This window comes from Actinomyces bowdenii, from assembly GCF_017592395.1.
Taxonomy (GTDB): Bacteria; Actinomycetota; Actinomycetes; order Actinomycetales; family Actinomycetaceae; genus Actinomyces; species Actinomyces bowdenii.
Genome location: NZ_JAGFOU010000002.1, coordinates 94,649 through 111,807, shown reverse-complemented (window position 1 = coordinate 111,807; position 17,159 = coordinate 94,649). Strand labels below are relative to the sequence as shown.

The following is a 17,159-nucleotide window of genomic DNA, read 5'->3' as shown; positions in this document are numbered from 1 at the left end:
GTGTCTGAATCGGGGCCCATTCGCGCCTGAGATGGTATGCCCCGGGGCCCCGAGCCAGGCAGGATGGGCCCATGGACCTGCTTGTCGTGGCACCGGCGATCGGACTGAGCCTGGCGATCGCCCTGGTGGCCATCATCGTGGCCGGCCGCAGTGCGGCACGGGCCGAGATCGCCGCCAGGGAGGCCTCCAGGATCTCCCGGGCGAGCATCGAGCGCCTGCGCCGGGTGCAGTCGGCGGCGCACAGCGCCCAGGCCGGCGAGCAGCGCGCCCTCAAGCAGTTGCGGACCGCCTCGGAGGAGCGGGTCATGGCTGACAAGACCCGGCTCTACCGGGCCTTCCTCCACCAGGCGGCCCAGGAGAACCGCCACCTCATGCGCCCCGGGCACGTGCCGGTCATCGGCTCGGCCGACGAGGCGCTCAACCACCTGCGGGTGGAGTCGATGCTGTGGGCCTCCCACGAGGTCCAGCGCGCCCTGCGCAACTTCACCATCCTGCGCTCGCGGCGGCCCCAGGCCGTATGGCCCGACTCCTACACCATGGCCTACGCCCGCCTGGAGTCCGATCTGGTGGCCGCCATGCGCCGGGACCTGGACCCCACCAGCGCGCCCCTGAGCGCCGAGCAGATCTGGGGCTCCATCAGTGCCGGGAGCATGGATCCCGCTTTCCGCCTGGCCCTCATCAGCCCCCTGTCCGACGTCCTGCGCAACGCGGGCCAGGACCCCGCCCACTTCGACCTGGGCTGACACGGCCCGGGCCGGGACCGCCGAACCGGGGAGTCCTCCCCGCAGGCCCGGCGCCCCGCCCCGGGCCGGGCGTGGCACAATCCCGTCTGCGGGGCCGCCCGGGCCACCGCAGAAGGACGGACCCGTGAGCATCTTCGCCTGGTGCACCCTCATCGGCTGCGCCGTCCTGCTGCTGGGGATCCTCCTGGACGGACCCCTGGACGAGCTCCTGCCCGACGGCGCGCTGCCGGTCCTGGCCGTCGCCCTGGCGGTCTTCGGGGCCGTGGGCATGGGCGTGGAGGCCGCCGCGGGCGGGGGCCCCGGGGCCCCCGCCGTCGTGCTATGGGGCGCCCCCGCAGCCCTGGCCCTGGCCGCCGGCGGGGCCGCGCGCTGGGCCTGGTCCCGGCTCCGGCGCTCCATGCCCCTGGACGCCGCACCGCCGTCGGCCGCCGAGCTGGTCGGTCAGGAGGTCAGCGTCCTGTGGTGGAAGGAGGGCACCGGCGAGGTCCGGGCCCTGGCGCGCGGCCACCAGTTGACGCTGGCGGCGCGCTCCCCCGAGCCGCTGAGCGCCGGCCAGAGCGCCTGGGTCCTGGACATCTACCAGGACGACGCCCTCCTCATCACCCCCTGGTCGCAGGACTGAGCCGCCCAGCACCTCCCACCGTCCCAGCCCCGCGCCCCCGCAGTCTCCCCGCACCGTTCCCACTTTCAGTCCCCATCCCCTCATCGAAAGGAACAGCCAGCCGTGCTCGACTCCTCCGTGGTGCTGCCGATCGCAGCCCTCATCATCATCGTCCTGCTCCTGGGCGCCTACATGCTCACGCGGGTCGTCGTCGTTCCCTCCAACCTCACCGGGCTCATCTCCGGATCCAACCGGGGCGCGGTCAAGATCATCCACCCCGGCGGGCGCGATTTCGTCCTGCCCATCATCCAGTCCATCCAGTACCTGCCCTTCACCCAGACCACCATCGGATTCAAGGTCACCGCCGAGGACGAGAACAAGATCAACGTCAATGTCTCGGCCGTGGCGGCCGTCAAGGTCGGTGACTCCGACGAGCAGGTGCGGGCCGCCGCCAAGCGCTTCCTGGGCAAGCCCAACACCGATCAGGCCATCGCCGACTCGGCCCGTGAGGCCCTCATCGGCTCGCTGCGCTCCATCATCGGCCACATGACGGTCACCGACCTCATCTCCGACCGCGATGCCCTGCAGAAGAACGTCTTCGACGACGCCAAGTCGGTCCTGGCCAACATGGGCCTGGAGATCGACATGCTCCAGGTCTCCGAGATCACCGACGCCGGCGGGTACATCGAGTCCCTGGGCGTGCCCGAGCAGCAGCGCGTGGAGAAGGACGCCCGCATCGCCCGGGCCCAGGCCGAGCGCGAGGCCCGCGACGCCGAGGTCACCTCCCGCCAGCTCATCGCCGAGCGCGAGAGGGACCTGGCCCTGCGCGCCGCCCAGCTCAAGGCCGAGACCGATAAGGCCCAGGCCGATGCCGACTCCGCCGGCCCCCTGGCCCGCGCCGCCAAGGAGCGGGAGATCGCCGTCATCGAGCAGGAGGCCGCCGAGGCCAAGGCCGCCCTGACCGAGCGCGAACTGGACTCCTCGGTGCGCAAGCCGGCCGACGCCGCGCGCTACCAGCGCGAGCAGGAGGCCCAGGCCTCCAAGACCGAGGCCCTCCTGCGCGCCGAGGCCGAGGCCGAGCGCACCCGGCTGGATGCCGAGGCCCAGGCGCAGGCCACCGTGGCCCGCGCCGAGGCCGAGGCCAGGGCGACCGCCGCGCGCGCCCGCGCCGAGGCCGAGGCGATCGCCGCCCGGGGCCAGGCCGAGGCCGAGACCATCCGCGCCGCCGGTGAGGCCGAGGCCAAGGCGATGAGCGACAAGGCCGATGCCCTGGCCAAGTACGGCGAGGCGGCCACGCGCCAGATGCTGCTGGACAAGGCGCCCGAGATCGCCCGGGCCCTGAGCGAGCCCCTGGGCAACGTCCGCGACATGTCGATCATCTCCACCGAGGGCGCCTCCGCCCTGCCCAGGGCCGTGGCCGGCAATGTCGACCAGCTCGACGCCGTGCTGCGCAGCCTGGTGGGCACGGGCCTGACCGACATGGTGGGCCACCTCCTGCCCCAGGACGGCGGCGACGGCGGAGAGGGCGGGGACCGGCCCTCAGCGCCCTGACCCTCCCCACTCTTCGACAATTTGCATGAGATCGGCCTTTTCCGGCGCTGGAGAAGGCCGATCTCATGCAAATTGTCGAATGTTCGGGGATCGGCGGGCCGGAGCCTGCTCCCTATTCCCCGCGACGGGCCGTTCCGCCACGAGCGCGCATGGTTGCCCCGGCCGGCGACGCGGGGCAGGATGAATCATCCAGGCCTGCCGCCGCGGGCCCCGACACCGCTTCAAGGAGCCCGTATGACCGCTGAGCCGCTACTGACCGATCTCGACCACCGCGCCATCGCCATCTCCAAGGCACTGGCCGCCGACGCCGTCGAGAAGGCCGGCTCCGGGCATCCCGGCACCCCGATCTCCCTGGCGGGAGTGGCCTACCTTCTCTACCAGCGCGAGATGCGCGTGGACCCCTCCGACCCCGCCTGGCTGGGCCGCGACCGCTTCGTGCTGTCCATCGGGCACGCCTCCCTCCTGCAGTACATCCAGCTGGCACTGGCCGGCTACGGCCTGGAGGTCGAGGACCTGCGCCAGCTGCGCCAGTGGGGCTCGCTGACCCCCGGGCACCCCGAGTTCGGCCACACCGCCGGGGTGGAGACCACCACCGGGCCGCTGGGAGCGGGCCTGGCCACCGCCGTGGGCATGGCCATGGCCTCCCGCCGCGAGCACGGGATGCTCGACGCCGGGGCGCCCGCGGGGGAGTCGGTCTTCGACCACCACGTCTACGCCATCGTCGGCGACGGCTGCATGCAGGAGGGCGTGGCCGCCGAGGCCGCCTCCCTGGCCGGGACCCAGGAGCTGGGCAACCTCATCGCCATCTACGACGACAACGACATCTCCATCGAGGGCGACACCGACATCGCCTTCACCGAGGACCCCTCGGCCCGCTTCGAGGCCTACGGCTGGCAGGTGCTCGACGTCGACTGGCGCGCCGGGGGCGAGTACCACGAGGACTACGAGGCGCTGCACGCCGCCCTGGAGGCGGCCCGTGCCGAGACCGCGCGCCCCAGCCTCATCCGCCTGCGCACGATCATCGCCTGGCCCTCCCCCACCAAGCAGGGCCAGGAGTCCTCCCACGGCGCCAAGCTCGGCGCCCAGGAGGTCGCCGGGCTCAAGCGCGCGCTCGGCCTGGACGAGGAGCAGGCCTTCCAGCTGCCCGAGGAGGTCCTGGCCCACACCCGCGGGCAGGCGGCGGCGCGGGCCGCCGAGGCCCGCCGCGACTGGGATGCCCGTTTCGAGGCCTGGCGGCAGGCCAGCCCCCAGGGCGCGGCCCTGCTGGAGCGGCTGCGGGCCGGGGAGCTGCCCGCGGGCCTGGAGGAGGCGCTGCCGAGCTGGGAGCCCGGGGAGTCCCTGGCCACGCGCTCGGCCTCCGGCAAGACGCTGAGCGCCCTGGCCCCCGTGATGCCCGAGCTGTGGGGCGGCTCGGCCGATCTGGCCGGATCCAACAACACGACCATGGCCGGTGAGTCCTCCTTCCTGCCCTCCTCGCTCGCCGCGAGCCATGGCGGCGGCCCCTACGGGCGCACCATCCACTTCGGGGTGCGCGAGCACGCCATGGGCTCCATCCTCAACGGGATCGCCCTGGATGGATTGACCCGCGCCTACGGGGGGACCTTCATGGTCTTCTCCGACTACATGCGCCCGGCGGTGCGCCTGGCCGCCCTCATGAGGGTGGGCTCCATCTTCGTGTGGACCCACGACTCCATCGGTGTGGGTGAGGACGGCCCCACCCACCAGCCCATCGAGCACCTGGCCGCGCTGCGGGCCATCCCGGGCCTGGCGGTGGTCCGCCCCGGGGACGCCAACGAGACGGCCGCCGCCTGGGCGGAGGTCCTGCGCCGCCATCGCGAGCCGGCGGGCCTGGTCCTCTCGCGCCAGAACCTGACGGTGCACGCCTCGCCGCAGGCCGCCGCCGAGGGCGTGCGCCGGGGGGCCTACATCCTCGTGGAGGCGGCTGACGCCGCCGGCGCCCCGGCCGCCCCCGAGCTCGTGCTCATCGCCACCGGCTCGGAGGTCTCCGTGGCCGTGGCGGCGCGGGAGATCCTCCAGGCCCAGGGCACGCCCACCCGCGTGGTCTCGGCCCCCTGCCTGGAGTGGTTCGCCGAGCAGGATGAGGACTACCGCGCCGCCGTCCTGCCCGCCGACGCCGTGCGGGTCTCAGTGGAGGCGGGCATCGCCATGGGGTGGCGCGAGATCGTGGGCGAGGCCGGCGCCGTGGTCTCCATCGACCACTTCGGCGCCTCGGCCCCCGCTGCGCGGCTCTTCGAGGAGTACGGCTTCACCGGGGAGAATGTCGCGGCGGTGGCGGGCCGCGCCCTGGAGCGCCGCCGCTCCTGATCCTGGCGCGGGCCCCGGCGCCCGCTCCTACGGCTGTGGGGCCCGCTACTGGACGCGGGCCCCACAGCCGTGTTTAAACTCGTGGGGACCGCCCCGCCGCCCGATGGGAGATGTCCGTTGTCCGAGCAGCCCCACGCCAAGCAGTCCCCGTGGAAGACGCCCAAGTCGAGAATCTTCTGGCCCATGGTGGCCGGTGCCGTGGTCCTGTGGACCGTCGTCGCCGTGCTCGTCTTCTCCACTGTGTACGACGGTGGAGCCGGCCGGGGCCTCACCCGCCTCCTCCTTGTGGGCCTCGGTGCTCTGCTGGTCTTCGGCGTGCGCTATACGGAGGGCATGCAGCGCCAGAAGGAGGCCCGGTCCGCCTCCCAGATGGGCTCGCCCCTGCCCCAGGGCGGACCCTCGCCTCAAGCCGGCTATGGCCCGGCAGCCGCTTACGGCCAGAGCAGCGCCGGGACCGGCTACGGACAGCCGGCCCAGACCCACGGCCAGCCGCCAACGAGCTACGGCCAGGGCGGACCGGGCTACGGCCAGGGCGGACCGGGCTACGGCCAGCAGCCATAGGCCGCGGGCGTCGCCCCCCGCGCACGATGCGAGTTCGGGGTGCAGAATGCGATGACCCTGCACTCGCATTCTGCACCCCGAACTCGCATTCCAGATGCGGGCACTCGGCACCAGCGCCTCCAGGGAGCACTCCCAACGCACAGATGTGCGCATTCGTCGCACCTTCCTGCTCCCCACCGAGCCCTCCACCGCATCTCTGCCGCCCCTCAGCCCCTCGTGACCTGAGCACCGCTGCTCCTCATGACCCTGCCCGCACACCCGTTCAACGGCGACTGCCGCGGGCCGCCGCCCGCCTCATAGAATCCCCACCAGGGCGGCGGGCGGCACGACTGCCCTCTGCGGCCCGGAGCAGGGCCCTGGTAGGGCCTCGACGGGCCTTGCGTGATTGACGCGAGGCGGACCCACGACGAAGGAGTGCCAGTGGGAGGCAGTCATCCCGAGAACGAGAACGGCAATGACCACGAGGAGGACCGCAGGATCGTCCTGTCCGAGCTCGATGAGGAGGTCCAGGCCGCGGTGGCCGCCACCCGCGAGCGCGTTGCGGCGCTGCACGCCGAGCTGCCGCGCTGGGGCCTGGTGGTCTGGACGGCGGGCAATGTCTCCGAGCGCGTGCCCCTGGGCCGGGGCCAGGGCCCGGGGCTGTTCGTCATCAAGCCCTCCGGGGTCTCCTACGACGAGTTGAGCCCCAGCACCATGGTGGTGTGCACCCTCCAGGGCGACAAGATCGAGGACGGCACGCCTGCCTCCCTGGCCCCCTCCTCGGACACCGCCGCCCACGCCTACGTCTACCGGCATATGGAGGAGGTCGGCGGCGTGGTCCACACGCACTCGACCTACGCCACCGCCTGGGCCGCCCGCCGTGAGCCCATCCCCTGCGTGCTGACCATGATGGCCGACGAGTTCGGCGGGGATATCCCCGTGGGACCCTTCGCCCTCATCGGTGACGACTCCATCGGCCGGGGCATCGTCGAGACCCTGTCGGGCTCGCGCTCCCCCGCCGTGCTCATGGCCAACCACGGCCCCTTCACCATCGGCCGCGACGCCCGGGCAGCGGTCAAGGCCGCGGCCATGTGCGAGGAGGTGGCCCGCACCGTGCACATCGCCCGGCAGGGCGGGGAGCCGGTGCCCATCGACCAGGCGCAGATCGACAGCCTCAACGAGCGCTACCAGCACGTCTACGGCCAGAGGGGCCAGTAGGCGGGGCCGTGGGCCCTCGGCCGGGGCGCGCCGGCGCAGCGAATGGGCGGCACCTGCAGGTGCCGCCCATTCGCTGCGTGACGCCCTTGCCGCGAAGTGACGCAGCCGTGCCTCGGCCCTAGATGTCCTCCAGTGAGGCCCCCTTGGTCTCCTTGGCGAAGAGGTAGATGAATCCGCCCAGGAACAGCAGGAGCGCGAAGATGAGGAAGGGCAGGAAGACCACCTGGGCGCTGAGCTCGGCCGAGCCGATGAGCGCCCCCACGAAGTAGGGGCCCACCACCTTGGCCATCGCCCCGATCCCATAGCCCAGTCCCAGGCCGGTCGAGCGCGCCTCGGTGGGGAACTGCTCGCCCCCGAAGGCGTTGAGGATGCCGAAGGCCCCGTCCCCGAAGGTCATGATGATGAGGATGCCGGCGAAGAAGACGTAGCCGGCCATGCCCACGTCCTCGCCGTGGACCATCCGGGTGGACAGGGCGGCGATGAGCGCCCCCACGCCGCCGATCATCCCGCAGCCGAACATCGTCCAGCGCCGCCCGATCCGGTCGGAGATCCAGGCCGATCCCAGGCGCCCGAGCAGGTCTCCCAGGGACACGAGCATGAACAGCGTGGCAACCGTGCCCACGTGGAAGCCGAAGGATTGCCCCAGCAGGGTCTGCCCCCAGGACTGGACGGTGAAGGAGCCCATGATGAAGCAGAAGGAGCCCAGTGCCACCACCAGGAGCTGACGGGGGTAGCGGCTGAAGATGACCCGGTAGGAGGCCGAGCCGGTCTCCTTGATCTCGGGCAGATCGGCCACCTGCTCCACGGGGATCTCCATGGCCCAGGCGTAGGCCTCCTTGGCCTCCTGCTCGCGCCCCTGGGCCTGGAGGAAGCGCGGGGACTCGGGGATGATGCGCGCCCAGGCGAGCAGGACGATGGGGATGCAGCCCACGGCGATGAGGCCGCGCCAGCCCAGGGCGTCCCCGAAGTACTTGGTGACCACCCCGCCCAGGAAGATGCCCGCGGGGATGAAGACGCTGGTCAGCCCCGCCAGGAGGCCCCGCTGCCGGGCGGGGACGAACTCCTGGACGAAGGGCACCGAGGTGATGTTCAGGCCGCCCACGCCGATGCCCACCCCGGTGCGCATGACGGCCAGGAGGATCCAGCCGTTGACCGGGGTCAGGGCGGAGATCGCGGTGAAGGCGACCAGGACGATGATGCAGGCCACGAAGGCGTGCCTGCGGCCGAAGATATCGGCCAGGCGGCCCCAGGCGATGGCGCCGATAACGGTGCCCAGGCCGGCCCCGGCCAGGATGACGCCGGAGTGGAAGCCGGTCAGGCTCCACCCGGGGGTCTCCATGAGGATGTTGACGATGAAGCCGATGAGGAACAGGTCGAAGAACTCCGAGACATTGCCGACGATGGCCATGCCGATGAGTGATCTCTGGTGACCGGTGAGACGGTGGTTGTCGATCTGCTCGGGGGCGGTGCGGCCCTGGGGCGCACTGGTGAGGGCTGATGCGCGTGCTGTACTCATCTGCGGACCTCTCTGAGTGGGTGGGGGTCGGGTGGGAGCGGGGGCTCATGTCCTCGGGCCCCCGCCGGTGGGATCGGCGCCGGCGATCGGTGCCGGTGATCAGTGGCGATGGTCAGTGGCGCGCTCAGCGCACGATGTCCGTGCCCTGGCCGGCCATGAGCTCGCCCGGGTAGATGTGGGTGAGGTCGCCGTGGTGGGTCAGGGCCAGGCAGGCCACGCGGGTGCCCATCTCGATGCCCCGCTCGACGTCGTCGTCGAGCCAGCCGTGCAGGGTACCGGCCACGAAGGCGTCCCCGGCTCCGGGGCGGTCCAGGACGGGGACCGAGCGGATCTCGTAGACCCGCTCGCCCTCGGGGGTGGATAGGTAGGTGCCGGCGCGCCCGTCGGTGGAGACGACCACGGGCGCCTCCAGCTGCTCGCGCAGGGCGCGGCAGGCCGCCTCCCCCTCCTCGTGGATGCCGAAGACGATGCCCGCGTCCGTGCGCGAGCAGAACAGGATGGAGGACATCCTGGCGATGGGCTCCAGCACCTCACGGGCCTGCTCCCCGCTCCACAGCAGGGAGCGGAAGTTGACGTCCAGGGCCACCGGGACGCCCCGCTCATGGGCGGCGTCGGCGAAGTAGCGCACCACCCGCGCCGTGGCGGGCGTCAGGGCCGCGGTGATGCCGGTGAGGAAGACGACCCGCGTATCCAGCAGGCTGTCCCAGTCCAGCTCCTCGGGGGTGATGTCCCGGAAGGGGGTGTGCAGGCGGTCGTAGGTGACCTTGCCCGGCAGGGGGAACTCTCCCGGCTCCAGGAAGTACAGGGCCACCCTGCCCTCGTCGGCCAGCACCATGTGGGACATGTCCACCCCCACGGCGCTGTACTCGATGGCGATGCGCTCGGACAGCCCGCCGCGGGGCAGCTTGGTGGCCCAGGCGGTGCTGCGCCCGAGCTGGGCCAGCAGGCCCGAGACATTGGCCTCCGAGCCCGCGGCGGTCATGCGCAGGGATCGTGCGGTGGACAGGCGCTCCCCGTGCTCGCAGGTGAGCCGGATCTGCCCCTCCCCGATGGTCGAAAGGTCGTACGTCATTGTCGTTGTCCTCTCCGTGCGGCCCATGGCCGGACCGGTGAATAGTCGTAGTGCGTGTGTGGCTGTCGGATGGCGGGCTGGGCGCCGGTCAGGCCGCGGGGCGGACCTCGATGCCGGCGCCGCGGGCACGGCCCTCGATGAAGGCGCGCGCCGCACGGCACCGCTCCAGGGAGTCCGGGGCGTCGTCGTTCCACATCTCGATCATCAGCCTGCCCGCCCAGCGCTGGTCCTTGAGCAGGCGGAAGCTGAGGTCCCAGTCGACGATGCCCCGCCCCATCTCCACGCGCCGGGGCTGCCCGCGGCGCACATCCTTGGCGTGCATCGCCACCATGCGCCCCCGTCCCGCGGCCAGCTCGACGCGGGGGTCCAGGCCCTGCTCGGCGATGTTGCCCAGGTCCGGGTAGACCTGGAGGTAGGGGGAGTCGACCTCGCGGACGAGCTCGACGGCCTTGCGGATGGAGGTCACATCATGGCCATCGACGTTCTCGATGCCCATGACCACGCCCAGGCGGGCCGCCATCGGCGCCGCGTCGGCCAGCATCTGGCGGTACCAGTGCTCGGCCTCAGGGCCGGACTGCTCGTAGTAGGCGTAGTACCCGGCGATCTGGATCACCGGCGCCCCCAGGTCGTGGCAGACCTCCAGGCCACGGGTCATCACCTCGCGCGCCCGACGGCGCACCTCGGGGTCGGCCGAGCCCGGCCCGATCCTGCGGTGCAGGGACAGGCACACCCCACCGATGGCCGTCCCGACGTCGTCGGCGGCATCGCGCACGCGCCGGCACTGGGCCGGGCCCCAGTCCAGGCGCTCCTGGCGCTGGGGGCTCTCATCGATGGACAGGTCCAGGAAGGAGAAGCCCGCGCGGGGCACCTGCTCCAGGAAGCGCCTCCAGTCCCGCCCCGAGGCCAGGGGGTTGGAGATGAGGGCCTTCTCGTAGATGCCCAGGCTGATGCCCTCCCGCAGGCCGGCGGCACTCATGGCCACACCTGCGCCAGGGCCCGGCTCAGGTCGCGGGCCGCCGCCCCGGGATCCTCGGCCCCGACGATGGCCCGCCCCGAGATGACGATGCCGACCCGGCGCCCGGCGAAGGCGGGCAGGTCCGCGGGCCCCACCCCGCCGGTGATCGTCACCGTCAGGCCCATGCCCGCCAGCTCATCGACCCGCTCCATGTCCCCGGGGCCCCAGGACAGGTCGCCGCCGGCCTCACGGTCCCGCGAGCGCTTGACGATGACGTGCTCGACACCGGCCTGGCGCCAGGCGCGGGCCCGCTGGGGGTCGTACCACTCGTCGGCCAGCTCGACCTGGACCTCGCCGCCGTGGGCGGAGGCGACCTCGCAGACCTGGCCGATGGTGGCCATGGAGGCCCCGGCGACGCAGGAGACCATGGAGGCCCCCGCCTCGAAGGCCAGGGCTGCGAGCTTGGAGCCGGCCTCGGCGATGCGGATGTCGGCGAGGATGGGCTTGCCCGGGAACAGCGCCCGGATGGCGCGCACGGCGTGGAGCCCCTCGCTCAGGATGAGGACGGTCCCGCACTCGATGATGTCGATGTGGGGCGCCGCCCGTTGCAGCGGGGCGAGCGCGCTGGGCAGGTCGGTGGTGTCCAGGGCTATCTGGAGCCGGGGGGTGGCCACGGGGCTCGTGCTCGTGGTGCTCACTGCGCTCACCGCCGCTCAGCCCTGGGCGGGCTCGAAGGCGAAGAAGGCCGCCGCGTTGCCCACCAGGAGGTCCTGGACGTAGCCGGGGTCCACGCCCTCGTCCTCGATGAGGCGCGGGCAGAACACGGCCGGGTCGTAGTCGATGCCCGAGACCGAGCCGTAGGCCTTCTGGTAGGAGGCCTTGCCCGAGTCGGTGCCCAGGAGGATCTGCTTGCCGTAGCCCTTGGCGCCCAGGGTCTTGATGAGCTCGACGCGGGCGTGGTCGGGGACGTACTTGATGCGGTTGGTGCCGTCGAGCTCGACGTAGGCGCCGAGCTTGACGATCTGCTCGTGGACCCAGGGGTCCCAGTTGCGCTGGATGTGGCCGATGGCGATCCTCTCGGGGGCCACACCGTGGTCGATGAGGAAGCGGGCCTGCTCGGGGCCGCAGGTGCCCGCGGTGACGTGGGTGTTGATGGGGGCCCCGGTCTCCTTGGCGGCGATGGCCACGGCCTGACCGGTCTTGACCTCCCAGTCGGTGATGCGCCCGTAGGCGGTGGCCCATTTGATGCAGCCGGCGCGGATATCGGTGCGCTTGACCAGTGGGCCCATGTAGTCGTTGGCGTCGACTCCCTCGACGATGTCGGCGATGAGCAGGTCGGCGATCTCGGTGACCGTGTACTGGTTGACCCAGGACTGGCGCCACTCCAGGTAGACCTTCTGCTGGTGGAAGCCGGTGGCCTGGATGACCTGGAGCCCCGGGACGCGGTCGACGACGTCGCGCAGCAGGAGCACGCCGCGCCCGCAAGAGGCCGGGCACATGTCCACGATGGTGGCGCTGGGGGCGAAGCGCTTGGAGGCCTCGACGAAGGAGGCGGCCTCCTGGACGGCCTTGTCCGGGTCGTTGAGGAGGTGGTCGGGGTCGATGTAGACCTCTCCCGCGCCGACGCGGATGAGATGGTCGTGGGCGTTGACCACGCCCAGGCTGGAGGGGTCCACATCACCATGGATCGTGCGGACGATGCCCATCGGGTTCTCCTTCGAGTCGCTGGCTCGTATGCGGGGCGGTGGGCGGGGCGCACGGTGGGCCGTGATCGCCTCTGGCGCGTCTGCGCGGCTCCCGGTGCTGGTTCGGGTCTGCCCTCCGCCTGCTGCCACGCTAGGAGCCGGGCCACCGGCCCCCAAGACCAGCCTTGATCAGATGTTCACATTCCTGATGCAGCGGGCAGGGAGCAGGAAGGCTGATTCGCCTGGGAATGGAGTTACTCGCTAGTGATCAGATTGTTATCATGCACGTATGTGCGCTCAACTCTCCCGCTCGCGAGCGGTGCTCCTGCTGGAGGTGGCCCAGTTGTACTGGGAGGAGGGCCTGGCCCAGGAGGCGATCGCCTCGCGCCTGGGCTACTCGCGCCCCACGGTCTCGCGGATGCTGGCCCAGGCCCGCAGGACGGGGATCGTCACCGTCACCGTCTCCCACCCCATCCAGCGCCTCATGGCGCTGGAGAGGGCCCTGGCGCAGGCCTACGGGCTCACCGAGGCGCGCGTGGCCGAGGCGCCGCCCCAGGGATCCGACGAGGAGGCGCGGGCATGGGAGCACGGGGCACAGGAGGGCGGGGCGCCCGGGGGGATCAGCCCGGCGGTGGCCCGCAGTGCGGGCGAGCTGCTGCTGGAGTACTGCGGGCCGCGCTCGGTGATCGCGGTGTCCAACGGCCGGGCGGTGGGCGCCGTCGTCCATCACCTGCCCGAGCGGACCTGGCCGCACTCGACCACCGTGGCGATGCTGGGGGCCGCGGGCGACTCCCTCCAGCTGGAGGATGGGCCAGATATCTGCCGCGGCCTGGCCCTGCGCCTGGGCGGGCACTACCGGTCCCTGCCGGTGCCCCTGGTCTTCGGCTCCCTGCGCAGCGCCCAGGCGGTGCGGGAGGAGGATCAGGTGCTCACCACCCTGGAGCTGGCCGGGCGCAGCGACGTGGCCCTGACCGGGATCGGCAGCGTGGGGGAGTCGACCAGCCCGCTGCTGCGTCGCTGGATGACCCTGGGGGTCAGCCAGGAGTGCCGGGACAAGGGCGTGGTGGCGCACCTGTGCGGTCATCACCTCAATGCCTCGGGCCAGCACGTGGGGACCTCCCTGTGCGACCGCACGGTGTGCCTGGACCCCGAGCGGCTTCTGGGCATCCCCATGGTCATCGGGGTGGCGGCGGGCCGGGGCAAGCTCGGCGCCATCAGGGCGGCGCTGGCCGGCGGCTACCTCTCCGGGCTGGTCACCGACGAGCCCACCGCCAGGGGGCTCATCGCGGCCGCCCAGCGGGATCGGCCTCAGGGCGGGAGCCGGGCGCAGGACGAGCCCCCGGGGCCCCGGCGCCGCCGTCGTGGCGGCGCCGGGGACGGCGATCGACGACGGCGCCCTCCCGCCCGCCGCACCGAGCGGGGGTAGCCCGGCGGGAGAGCGCCGGCGGGGTCCGGGCATGGGTTGCCCGCCCCATGCCCGATGGGTGCATGACGCCGCTCCTGGCGGGCATGCTGGGCCCCGTCCCTCAACACCACGATGCAGAAGGGTGACTCCCCATGACCGCGCAGCACGACTGGAGCAGCTCCTCCCCGCAGCCCGGCCCGATCCCGCACTCCAGCGGCTCCTATGGAGCCGCCCCGCAGGAGCCCGGCGCGCCGAGGGCCGGCGACCGCAAGGGCTCGGGCAAGGATGAGGCTGTCCACACCTACTTGTACTACCCGGCCTTCGCCGTCGCGATCGTGCTGGGCGGCATCCTCGCCCTCGTCCTGTACGTCTGGATCGGCAACAGCACCACCGGCAGCACGCGCATCCCCGTCATCCTGCTCGCCGCCCCCGCACTCATCCTGGTGGGCGCCGTGCGCCTGGGCGACTCCCATGTGGCCCGGAAGTACCCCAACCTGGTGCCGGCCTCCAAGAGAGCAGCAGTGGCCGGCTCCGGGGCCGGACCGGCCGGCGGCCAGGGCTCCACCCCACCGCAGCACCCCTATGGCCGGAACGTCGCCCACGCCCCCCAGGCCCCCTACGGGCAGGCGGCGCCGCAGGGCCGGTCCGACCAGCCGGGCCAGGCCCCCTACGGCTCCGTGCCGAATCCTCCCACTGGCTACGGCCGGCCCGGCCAGCAGCTCTGAGGCCCGAGGCCGCCCGGCCCCCACCGGCCCGATCGCGCCCCCCGGCATGCCCTCCCCTCTTTTCGACAATTTGCATGAGATCGGCCTTCTCCGGCGCTGGAGAAGGCCGATCTCATGCAAATTGTCGAAGGTTGGTGCGGGGGGGCGGCAGGCGGCGCCGCACATGTCCCAGGCCCCCGCTACCCTCCTGGCATGCCGAGCACCACCAGGACGCCCAAGGCCCCCCGGCCCACCTACACCTGCACCGAGTGCGGCTGGTCCAGCCCCAAGTGGCTGGGGCAGTGCCGCGAGTGCCGCGCCTGGGGAACCCTGGAGGAGGTCCAGCCCGCCGCCGCGGAGGCCTCGGGCAGCGGCGCGCTCCTGGCCACCGCCACCCGCCCCGCCACCGCCGCCCAGCCCATCGCCGAGATCAGCGCCGAGCAGGCGCGCGCCCGCTCCACCGGCATCGGAGAGCTGGACCGGGTCCTGGGCGGCGGGATCGTGCCCGGCGCCGTCATCCTGCTTGCCGGGGAGCCCGGCGTCGGCAAGTCCACGCTCCTGCTCACCGTGGCGGCCTCCTGCGCGGCCGCCAGCCGTGAGCGGGACCAGGGCCCGGTCCTCTACGTCACCGGCGAGGAGTCGGCCTCGCAGGTGCGCCTGCGCGCCGAGCGCATCGAGGCCATCGACCCGGCCCTGCTGCTCGCCGCCGAGACCGAGCTCGGCGCGCTCCTGGGCCATGTGGCGCAGGCCCGCCCCTCCCTCCTGGTCGTCGACTCGGTCCAGACCATCGCCTCGGCCCGCGTCGAGGGCAGCGCCGGGGGCGTGTCCCAGGTGCGGGCCGTGGCCGGGGCGCTCATCGCCGTGGCCAAGGAGCGCGGCATCCCCGTCCTCCTGGTGGGCCATGTGACCAAGGACGGCGGGATCGCCGGCCCCCGGGTCCTGGAGCACCTGGTGGACGTCGTCACCCAGTTCGAGGGCGAGCGCCACGGCCGGCTGCGGCTGCTGCGAGCGGTGAAGAACCGGTACGGGCCCACCGATGAGGTCGGCTGCTTCGATCTGGGCGAGCGCGGGATCGTGGGCCTGGCCGACCCCTCCGGGCTGTTCCTGTCCGCCGCCCGCTCCGAGGTCCCCGGCACCTGCGCCACCGTCACCCTGGAGGGGCGCCGCCCCATGCCCGTGGAGATCCAGGCCCTCGTCGCGGCCACCAACGCGGGCTCCCCGCGGCGCGCCACCTCGGGGGTGGACCACTCCCGGGCCGCCATGGCCCTGGCCGTGCTCGCGGCGCGCATGCGCGTGGACACCTCCTCCAGCGACGTCTACGTCTCCACCGTCGGCGGGGCCAGGGCCGTGGAGCCCGCCACGGACCTGGCCGTGGCCGTCGCGGTGGTCTCGGCCGCCAGGAGCCTGCCTACCCCACCGGGCCTGGTGGCCTTCGGGGAGGTGGGCCTCACCGGCGAGGTGCGCGCCACGGTCGGCATCCAGCGCCGCCTGGCCGAGGCCGCGCGCCTGGGCTTCGACCGGGCCATCGTCCCCCTGCCCGGCTCGGAGGAGCTGCGCGAGGTTCCCGGCATGAGGGTCCTCCCCGTGGCGCATGTGGGTGAGGCCGTGGGCGCCGCCCTGCCCCAGGGGTGAGAAGGGCCCCTGTTGGGGCGCGCAGTGCGAAGAGCACCATGGCTACCGATACGATGAGTGCGGCCGCGCACCTGGCTGCGACCAGCCGCGCCCCGGGGCAGCACTCCGCCCCGGGGCCCATGAACCCAGGAGACACCGATGATTGAGGCCGCCGGCCAGTTGCGCGAGACGCTCGCTCTCGTCGCCCCGGGCACCGTCCTGCGCGACGGCCTGGAGCGCATCCTGCGCGGACGCACCGGCGCCATCATCGTCCTGGGCTTCGATCCCGTGGTCGAGGCGATCTCGTCGGGCGGCTTCCACCTCGACGTCGAGCTCTCCGCGGCCCGCCTGCGCGAGCTCGCCAAGATGGATGGCGGCGTCGTGGTCGACATGGACACCTCCCGGATCCGGCGCGCCAACGTCCAGCTCCTGCCCAACGCCTCCATCCAGACCTCCGAGACCGGCATGCGCCACCGCACCGCCGAGCGCGTCGCCCGCCAGACCGGCTACCCGGTCATCTCGGTGAGCCAGTCCATGCGGATCATCTCCCTGTACGTCGACGGCAAGCGCCACGTCCTGGAGCCCAGCGAGTCGATCCTGGCCAGCGCCAACCAGGCCCTGGCGGCCCTGGAGCGCTACAAGGCCCGACTCGACCAGACCTCGGCCGGTCTGGACTCCCTGGAGATCGAGGACCTGGTGACCGTGCGCGACGTCACCTCCGTCCTCCAGCTCATGGAGATGGTCCGGCGCATCTCCGCCGACATCGACTCCTACGTCCTGGAGCTGGGCACCGACGGGCGTCTCCTGGCCCTCCAGGTCGAGGAGCTCACCCGCGGCCTGAGTGCCGAGCACGGCTTCCTGCTGGAGGACTACCTGCCCGTCGGCCTGGAGACCACCACCGTCGAGGCCCGCCTGAAATGGGTGGGCTCCCCCGCCCTGCTCGACCTGGCCATGGTGGCGCGCTCCATGGGCCTGGGCGGCATCGACGGGCAGGACCTGGATGCCCAGGTCTCCCCCCGGGGCCTGCGCATCCTGTCCAAGATCCCCCGTCTGCCCGTGGTCACCGCGCGCGCCGTGGTGGAGCACTGGGGCTCCCTCCAGGGAGTCCTGGGGGCCACCACCGAGGAGCTCGAGGCCATCGAGGGAGTCAACGCCCAGCGCGCCCGCACCCTGCGCGACGGCCTGTCCCGTCTGGCTGAGATCTCCATCGTGGACCGCTACGCCTGAGTCCGG

General features: G+C 72.6%; 15 protein-coding genes. 10 read left to right on the top strand and 5 right to left on the bottom strand.

Features of this window, described 5'->3' with window-relative positions; translation table 11 throughout:
• Positions 1–71: 71 nt before the first annotated feature.
• From J5X07_RS01615 to J5X07_RS01590, 6 genes are all read left to right on the top strand, one after another.
• Positions 72–743, top strand: a complete 672-nt coding sequence (locus J5X07_RS01615) for a hypothetical protein (RefSeq protein WP_124932706.1) — start codon at positions 72–74, stop codon at positions 741–743.
• 124 nt (positions 744–867) lie between these two features.
• Positions 868–1,365, top strand: coding sequence for a nodulation protein NfeD (locus J5X07_RS01610; RefSeq protein ID WP_208478448.1), 498 nt, complete (start codon positions 868–870; stop codon positions 1,363–1,365).
• A gap of 102 nt (positions 1,366–1,467) precedes the next feature.
• Positions 1,468–2,895, top strand: a complete 1,428-nt coding sequence (locus J5X07_RS01605; RefSeq protein ID WP_244924914.1) for a flotillin family protein — start codon at positions 1,468–1,470, stop codon at positions 2,893–2,895.
• 234 nt (positions 2,896–3,129) lie between these two features.
• On the top strand, positions 3,130–5,220 hold the full coding sequence (tkt, locus tag J5X07_RS01600; RefSeq protein ID WP_208478447.1) for a transketolase: 2,091 nt from the start codon (positions 3,130–3,132) through the stop codon (positions 5,218–5,220).
• A gap of 117 nt (positions 5,221–5,337) precedes the next feature.
• Complete coding sequence (locus J5X07_RS01595) at positions 5,338–5,781, top strand: hypothetical protein (RefSeq protein WP_124932709.1); 444 nt, start codon at positions 5,338–5,340, stop codon at positions 5,779–5,781.
• A gap of 420 nt (positions 5,782–6,201) precedes the next feature.
• Positions 6,202–6,978 (top strand): L-ribulose-5-phosphate 4-epimerase, encoded by a 777-nt coding sequence (locus J5X07_RS01590; RefSeq protein ID WP_185731949.1) that lies wholly within the window; start codon positions 6,202–6,204, stop codon positions 6,976–6,978.
• 118 nt (positions 6,979–7,096) lie between these two features.
• Here J5X07_RS01590 and J5X07_RS01585 read toward each other — a convergent pair whose 3' ends face one another.
• The 5 genes from J5X07_RS01585 to J5X07_RS01565 all read right to left on the bottom strand — a co-directional run bounded on the left by J5X07_RS01585 (position 7,097) and on the right by J5X07_RS01565 (position 12,227).
• Positions 7,097–8,494 carry an MFS transporter gene (locus J5X07_RS01585; RefSeq protein ID WP_208478446.1) on the bottom strand — a complete coding sequence of 466 codons (1,398 nt, stop codon included), beginning with the start codon at positions 8,492–8,494 and terminating at the stop codon, positions 7,097–7,099.
• Positions 8,495–8,618: 124 nt separating this feature from the next.
• A complete protein-coding gene (locus J5X07_RS01580; protein WP_124932711.1) occupies positions 8,619–9,566 on the bottom strand; it encodes a sugar kinase in 948 nt (315 codons plus the stop codon).
• A gap of 88 nt (positions 9,567–9,654) precedes the next feature.
• On the bottom strand, positions 9,655–10,542 hold the full coding sequence (locus tag J5X07_RS01575; protein ID WP_124932712.1) for an L-ribulose-5-phosphate 3-epimerase: 888 nt from the start codon (positions 10,540–10,542) through the stop codon (positions 9,655–9,657).
• On the bottom strand, positions 10,539–11,219 hold the full coding sequence (locus J5X07_RS01570; protein ID WP_341769366.1) for an orotidine 5'-phosphate decarboxylase / HUMPS family protein: 681 nt from the start codon (positions 11,217–11,219) through the stop codon (positions 10,539–10,541). The genes J5X07_RS01575 and J5X07_RS01570 overlap by 4 nt, the downstream gene beginning before the upstream one ends.
• 15 nt (positions 11,220–11,234) lie before the next feature.
• Positions 11,235–12,227 carry a phosphotriesterase family protein gene (locus J5X07_RS01565; protein WP_208478445.1) on the bottom strand — a complete coding sequence of 331 codons (993 nt, stop codon included), beginning with the start codon at positions 12,225–12,227 and terminating at the stop codon, positions 11,235–11,237.
• Between the two features lie 268 nt (positions 12,228–12,495).
• Here J5X07_RS01565 and J5X07_RS01560 point away from each other — a divergent pair, with 268 nt between their 5' ends.
• From J5X07_RS01560 to disA, 4 genes are all read left to right on the top strand, one after another.
• Entirely contained in the window at positions 12,496–13,632 is a 1,137-nt protein-coding gene (locus J5X07_RS01560; RefSeq protein ID WP_208478444.1) for a sugar-binding transcriptional regulator, read from the top strand.
• A gap of 131 nt (positions 13,633–13,763) precedes the next feature.
• Positions 13,764–14,336, top strand: a complete 573-nt coding sequence (locus J5X07_RS01555) for a hypothetical protein (RefSeq protein WP_124932716.1) — start codon at positions 13,764–13,766, stop codon at positions 14,334–14,336.
• A 192-nt stretch (positions 14,337–14,528) separates the two neighbouring features.
• Positions 14,529–15,947 (top strand): DNA repair protein RadA, encoded by a 1,419-nt coding sequence (gene radA, locus J5X07_RS01550; RefSeq protein ID WP_124932717.1) that lies wholly within the window; start codon positions 14,529–14,531, stop codon positions 15,945–15,947.
• A gap of 138 nt (positions 15,948–16,085) precedes the next feature.
• Positions 16,086–17,153 (top strand): DNA integrity scanning diadenylate cyclase DisA, encoded by a 1,068-nt coding sequence (gene disA / locus J5X07_RS01545; RefSeq protein ID WP_124932718.1) that lies wholly within the window; start codon positions 16,086–16,088, stop codon positions 17,151–17,153.
• The last annotated feature ends 6 nt before the right edge of the window (positions 17,154–17,159 follow it).